Below are 6,336 nucleotides of genomic sequence, written 5' to 3' on the forward strand. Positions count from 1 at the left end.
AAAAAAGTATGTCGACTAATAAGAAAATTGATATAGTAGTTGAACCATAATATTCCAGATTAATAAAAAACGTCGGATCTAAAAAAATCCGACGTTTTTTACTATACTTATTGAACGTTTAATCCCCTCAAAATATCCTCTAAAATTTTACTTTTAATTTTCTTTTTAACTTTTAGAAAGACTTGGACATCTGGGTTTAGTGATAAATAATTCTTTTGAACAAAACTCAAATCCTTTGCCTAAACGATTCCAACAATATGGATCTCGTATGCACACTTGTTAGTGACTCAGTATGTTTTAGCATTTAATACATCTCCGCCCATAATTGGTGCATATAGCTTTTTGTTTGTAATGTTTTGAGTCAATTACTTTCTCAAAAAGTGCTTATACACTAAAGAATATTATGGAAATATTGTTGTATTTTATTAATAAATTTAAAGTAAACTGTAATAGAAAGAAACTAATTCGAACAACTTGAAGATAAAGCCGTTAATTACCGTGAAAAATGTAAGATATTATTTATTTACTTCCTAATTTATTTAGTAAATTAGCCGTCTCTAAACATGTACATATTCATAGATTAAAAGTGGATAAGTATTATTTGGGAGGAATCTTTTTGGACGCTTTTTTTAGTGAATTAGTAAAAAAAGTAATTGTAAATTACCCATTAGAAGTAAAACATAGATATTTAGAATACATTGATGAAAAAAAAGCTGAGTGGCCCATTGATACTAATATCGGCGAAGTATTATTGAAGAAAGTTTTAATTGATGAAAAATATATTGAATTTATGATCTATGCAATTGACTATCTTAGAGATAATGGCGTATTTACACCAGAGGTATTAACAACAAAATTAGGTGAAGGTTTTGTAAGGATGAAAGATGAAAATTTTATGTTGTTTGAAGCTGTTAATGGAATGAGACCAAATTTTGAGAGTGAAGAAGATCTAATTTTGATGATGAATGGGATTGCTTCTTTTCATAAAGCTTCGATCGGCATTGAATTAACAAATGAGCATGTTTCATCCATTCAATCAAATTGGAAAAATGATTTACAAACTAAATTTATAAAATTAACAAACTGGAAAGAAGAACTGCCTAAGATAAAGCATCAAAATGAAATCGATAAACTATTTTTAAAAAATATAAATTCGGTTTTAATGCAATGTGAAAAAGCTTTAGCAATAATTGATAAATATATTGCTGAAGTAGTAGAAGAGACAGCGAAAACGAAAACATTATGCTATCAGAATTTTGATGTAAACGATCTTATAATTGGAGAAGACGGCAATTTATATTTCTTGAATATGAGTTCGTTAAAAATCGAATTACCGATTCATGATATGAGAAGAATTTTAAATATCATAATGAAAAAAGAAAAAAATTGGAATCCAAAGTTAATGAAGAAACTAATCATTGCATATCAGGAAATTAATCCGTTAGCATGTATGCAGTACCAGTTTCTTAAAGCTGATTTATTGTTTCCACATTTATTTTATGACGTATTTTCTACACATTACGAAAATAAGGAAACTCTGGGGGGGGATCCTAGTCTAGTTTCAAAAATGAAAAAAATAATTGCATTAGAATTAAATAAAGAAAAATTGTTTTCTTCATTCTTTGTCCGCACAAATGAAGTACTTAATGATTGATAAAACTCCAACTTCATTTTAAAAAATAAAGCTCAAATCCTGTTAAGGATTCGAGCTTTATTTTTTTTTCTTTCCAATCATTCCATAATCTCTGATTGTAATATGAACATCATAGTTTATTTTAGCTTTACTAAATAGTTCATCCCAATTCTTACTCATTTTTTTCCATTCTTTTGGGTACTGAATTCTTACTTCGTTTCCAAATCCAGCAACATCTGTTTTATATTCATTTTGAAGCTTTTTTGTTACATTTTCTACTAATTTTGTGACTTCAACTTCGGTTGCTTTTTCAATATTTCTAACATTTTTCTCTTCAAATAATGGTCTTAATTTAGGATTCCAATATTCTGCTATTCTACCTTCTGATTCAATTTTAACGTCAAAAGAGATTTTATCATCTTTTATATGAGGTGTTACTTTACTTTTTATCGATTCAATTTGAAACCAAGTCGGACCATCTGATTTTTTCGTGTATGCCTTTACCGCACCGCCCTTCCCTTGTGCCGTGATCCAATTAACTCCTTCTACTTCTTGTGGATTAAGAGAGCCAATCATTTTATTTTTCTTACCATTAAAAATTGCACCACCTGAAAACTTAACACCTTTATCAGTTGTTTCTAATAATTGGAGGAGGAAACTAGAACCAGCGTTCATTAATCCACCAATTTTTATTAACGGTGTTTTACTGACAATTACTGAAGTTAGTGATTCGTTTGCAATTTCAACGATTCGTAATGAAGGAATGACATTTGGTTCACTCGTTTCTAATGCTTTTGTGGCTTCACCTTTTGCAATAAAAATTAGCGTACTCCCACGAATATCGATATCACGGAAATATAAATCAGTAAGTTCTCGGAGGTTTATTTCTCTAGCAAGTTCTTCACTAATAACAACACATTTTTGATGTGCTCCAAAAATGTATCCTTGTCTACTTAAAGTAGTATCCCATCCTGTAGGTTCTAACGAAATGCCTTCACCAATCACATTTATATAAGGTTTCAATGCATTATTTCCACCAGATTTTGAATCTAATGCCTCGGGAACGACATATTGTAAGGTCGATTTTATTTTCCCTTCACCATCCTTATCTAGCGAAGAACCTACGATAATGTTTAAGTCCTCAATTGGTCTACTACTCCAGCAACCCGATAATAAAACTAGGAGAATACTATTAGAAATTAAACTTATTATGATTCGTGTTAACCTACATTTTCTCATTTAATTTTTTCCTCACATATGAAATCACTAGTAGGATAAGTGGGACGATCCCAAATAAATAAAATGAAGTATTACCGATTGTATCGGCCATTGTAAAAGTTTGATTTATATCTTTTGGAATCATTGAAATAATGTAAATAAAGGGTAATGTACCAAACAGAAAAGGCTTCATATTTTTTTTATTTAAAACTTGAGCCATTCCAAGGACACAAATATAATATGCGATGATATAGGTAGCAAAAATTTGCATAATCCAAATAACTAAAAGTAATGAGTCAAATCTTTCTACGAATAGTCCTTGTATATCGTAACTACGGATATAAGTAAGTACGGGCCAAGTTTGTAATAACACTCCGTTTACTGAGAATGCACCGACTACAACAACGACAGTAATTGTATAAAAAACAAACGGAATACCTATCCCAAACATAATTGTTTTTGATACCTTTGTTTTATCCTTCATAAACATAAAAATAAATAAAATCACTTCAAAACCTGAAAATGAAAGGGACGTTGTTTTAAGTCCATTAAGGACGGGTTTGAAACCATTTCCAAGAACAGGACGTAGGTTGTCTATATCAATAATGCCTATTCCTAAAAAAATAACTAAAAGAAAGAATAATACAGTGATTGGAAAAATAATTTCCAATAATCTAGCGATTGGGTTGATTCCTCCTAGAATTATATATAACCCAATCCACAAGAAGGGAATTAAAATAGCCCAATTAGGAGTACCTTGTAGTAAGAATAGTCGTGTAGTTTCTGCCATTACCCGAACCTCTAAAGCTGAAAGGCAAATATAATAGATAATAATAAAGATACATAATGGAATTCCTAACCATTTACCAATTATTTTTTGCGTAAATTGAAAATATGTTTCGTTAGGATATTGTTTACACAGCATAACAAGTAAAAAGACTAAGAGGGTAATAAGTAAGCCGGATACGATAACGGTAATCCAGCCATCTGGCGTTTTTACTTTGTCGGTAATTGTTCTCGGTAGTATTAAAACTCCTGCACCAAAAATCATATTAACAAAAAACATAACAGTTTGATGCGTTGATATTCGATCAATAGGCTCTGAATTCATAACCTAGGACTCCTCCTTTCTTGAGCTATTTCATCCTTCTTGTTTTTTTGGCTTGCAGGCTTTTTGGTCGGTTTTTCAGAAAAAATATTGGTGCTCTAATGACGAAATCTTTCCAATCACCAAATCGAATAGGAGCAGCAGGACTTAAATAAGGGACTCCAAAACTTTTTAGTGTAACTAAATGACTACATAGCAAGAGGAAAAATAAAACGACTCCATATAGACCAAATACACTTGCAAAAAGCATCGATAAAAAACGAAGCATACGAAGTGCAATTCCTACATTATATTGTGGTAATGTAAATGAGGAAATTGCCGTTACTGCAACAACAATAACCATGATTGTACTTACAATTCCTGCTTCAACTGCAGCCTGACCGATAATTAACCCTCCAACAATTCCTAAAGATTGCCCGATTGGTTTAGGCAAACGCAAACCGGCTTCCCTTAATACTTCGATTGAAATTTCCATTATAAGTGCTTCAATTAACGGAGGAAATGGTACGCCACCTCTAGTTGCTGCTATATGAAATACTAACTTTGTCGGAATTAAGCCTTGATGAAACGAAATAAATGCAATGTATAAAGATGGAGCAAATAAAGCAATAAAACATGAAAGATATCGTAATAATCGTACTAAAGTAGCTGCAAACCATCTTTCATAATAGTCCTCAGGAGATTGTAGTAACATCTGAAATGTTACAGGAGCAATAAGTGCAAATGGTGAACCATCCAATAGAATGGCGACCCGGCCTTCCATTAGAGCACTCATAACTCGATCAGGACGTTCGGTACTTTGAATCTGAGGAAAAGGACTTAAATAATCATCTTCTATTAATTGTTCTATATATCCTGAATCGGGAACGCTATCAATTTCAATTCTTTTTATTCTTTTTTTTACTTCCTCGATAATCTGAGAATTCGCAATCGTTGAGATGTATGCTATAACTAATTGTTTTTTTGAAACCTCACCAATTTCAAATCCTAACATTGTTAAATCTGGATTTTTTCCAGCCCGTCTTAACATGGCCGTATTATCAGCTAAGCTTTCAACAAAGCCAAGTCTTGGACCACGAACAAGTGCCTCAGAATCAGGTTCCTTTACTTCTCTAGTTTTAGTTAATGCTTCACCGATCAAAAAACATTCAGAAATACCATCTACGAACAAAGCAATTGATCCAAATAGAACATCTGATTTTAATTTTTTATAAGTACTGACTTCTTCAATTGTACAAACAGTAAGTGATTTCTCTTTAATACATTTTTTAATTTCTTTTAGATTTAAAGATTGCCCATTATTTTTATAATTGGTGGCAATGGCAGTAAGTCCTGTCATTAATTCGCCTAATATATGCTTTTGAATTAAGTCTACATTAGATAAGCCATCAATAAAAATGATTGCTAGTTGAATATCTGTTTCACCTAATAAAACTTCTCTAAATTTAACATCAGAATTATGCCCAATTTCATTAAAAATCCAATCCAAATTTACTTGGAGATCACTGGATAAGTTCTCATTACTATTTTGAGATTCAGTATTTAGAGATGACATATTTTCTGAGGTTTTATTGGATCTCCACCGCTTCATTTAAATCACTCTTTCTCCATAAGATGAACCCATTTGAAAAATTTTGATAACCCTACAGGAACGATAAAAGTAACAAAAGCTTGGATGAAAATAGGATACTCCGGTATAAATGAAATAATCTTTTTTAACATTAAATCATCCCCATTAAAATTAATAAAATATAAAGGTATTATTTCCCATTGTAGGAAAAGCATGCAAAAAGGTTAGGAAAGTAATATACATACTGAAATAAATACAATAAATAATGAAACCGTATTTGAATAATTAACTAATTTTAATTAAAAAATTGAATATTTCCTATTTTAAAAAAACGACAAAATAGTATAATAAACCTAATAAATTATGTGCGATATTACCTAATTTTATTAGTTTACCTAGATATAAGGTTAGGAATGATGAATTTAGTATGGAGAGGAAAGCTTATGAATCAGATACTTCTATATGATTTTCTTACATTTATGAATGACAAAAATTGGAATAAAGCTGATTTGGCTAAATATTCTGGAATCCATATTAGTGATATTAGTAGAGTATTTAATAATAAAAAGCCACTTTCTTTGCATTATTTAGATGCAATTACAGAAGCGTTCGGTTTAGCAGAAGGATATTTTTACTCGAGCTATACACAATTATGCTTTAATCAGAATCGTTATTTAGATAAACGAAGAAGTGTAGCGTTCATTTATAAATGTGCAATAAATGGATTTAAAAAAGAGTTAAACTTTATCATTTCAGAAATGTTAGAGGAAAAATCTAAGACAATTCGAACAAAAAATTTACAAAATT

Annotated in this window: 6 protein-coding genes; 2 read left to right on the forward strand and 4 right to left on the reverse strand. The window is 30.7% G+C overall.

Annotation, left to right across the window (positions count from 1 at the left end):
* Window positions 1-616 precede the first annotated feature (616 nt).
* Window positions 617-1,654: a CotS family spore coat protein gene (locus CN514_RS22620; protein ID WP_176526038.1), complete on the forward strand. Its 1,038-nt coding sequence runs from the start codon at window positions 617-619 to the stop codon at window positions 1,652-1,654.
* Window positions 1,655-1,711: 57 nt separating this feature from the next.
* Here the strand turns inward: CN514_RS22620 and CN514_RS22625 are convergent, their stop codons facing one another.
* From CN514_RS22625 to CN514_RS26680, 4 genes are read right to left on the reverse strand one after another with little or no spacing between them, the layout of a single operon-like run.
* Window positions 1,712-2,872 carry a Ger(x)C family spore germination protein gene (locus CN514_RS22625; RefSeq protein WP_098234504.1) on the reverse strand — a complete coding sequence of 387 codons (1,161 nt, stop codon included), beginning with the start codon at window positions 2,870-2,872 and terminating at the stop codon, window positions 1,712-1,714.
* Window positions 2,859-3,962, reverse strand: coding sequence for a GerAB/ArcD/ProY family transporter (locus CN514_RS22630; RefSeq protein ID WP_098234505.1), 1,104 nt, complete (start codon window positions 3,960-3,962; stop codon window positions 2,859-2,861). The genes CN514_RS22625 and CN514_RS22630 overlap by 14 nt, the downstream gene beginning before the upstream one ends.
* A gap of 25 nt (window positions 3,963-3,987) precedes the next feature.
* Window positions 3,988-5,550, reverse strand: coding sequence for a spore germination protein (locus CN514_RS22635; RefSeq protein WP_098234506.1), 1,563 nt, complete (start codon window positions 5,548-5,550; stop codon window positions 3,988-3,990).
* Window positions 5,551-5,555: 5 nt separating this feature from the next.
* On the reverse strand, window positions 5,556-5,681 hold the full coding sequence (locus tag CN514_RS26680; RefSeq protein WP_098234507.1) for a hypothetical protein: 126 nt from the start codon (window positions 5,679-5,681) through the stop codon (window positions 5,556-5,558).
* A gap of 291 nt (window positions 5,682-5,972) precedes the next feature.
* Between CN514_RS26680 and CN514_RS22645 the strand changes: the two genes are divergently transcribed.
* On the forward strand, window positions 5,973-6,336 hold a 364-nt coding region (locus CN514_RS22645; protein WP_176526039.1), incomplete at its 3' end, for a helix-turn-helix domain-containing protein.

The sequence above is a fragment of the Bacillus sp. AFS001701 genome (assembly GCF_002559405.1).
Classification (GTDB): domain Bacteria; phylum Bacillota; class Bacilli; order Bacillales; family Bacillaceae_G; genus Gottfriedia.

What these genes read in the sequence shown, in the direction of transcription:
- CN514_RS22625 (WP_098234504.1), bottom strand. Translation starts at nt 2,872, where the DNA reads ATGAGAAAATGTAGGTTAACACGAATCATAATAAGTTTAATTTCTAAT.
- CN514_RS26680 (WP_098234507.1), bottom strand. Translation starts at nt 5,681, where the DNA reads ATGTTAAAAAAGATTATTTCATTTATACCGGAGTATCCTATTTTCATC.
- CN514_RS22630 (WP_098234505.1), bottom strand. Translation starts at nt 3,962, where the DNA reads ATGAATTCAGAGCCTATTGATCGAATATCAACGCATCAAACTGTTATG.
- CN514_RS22635 (WP_098234506.1), bottom strand. Translation starts at nt 5,550, where the DNA reads ATGAAGCGGTGGAGATCCAATAAAACCTCAGAAAATATGTCATCTCTA.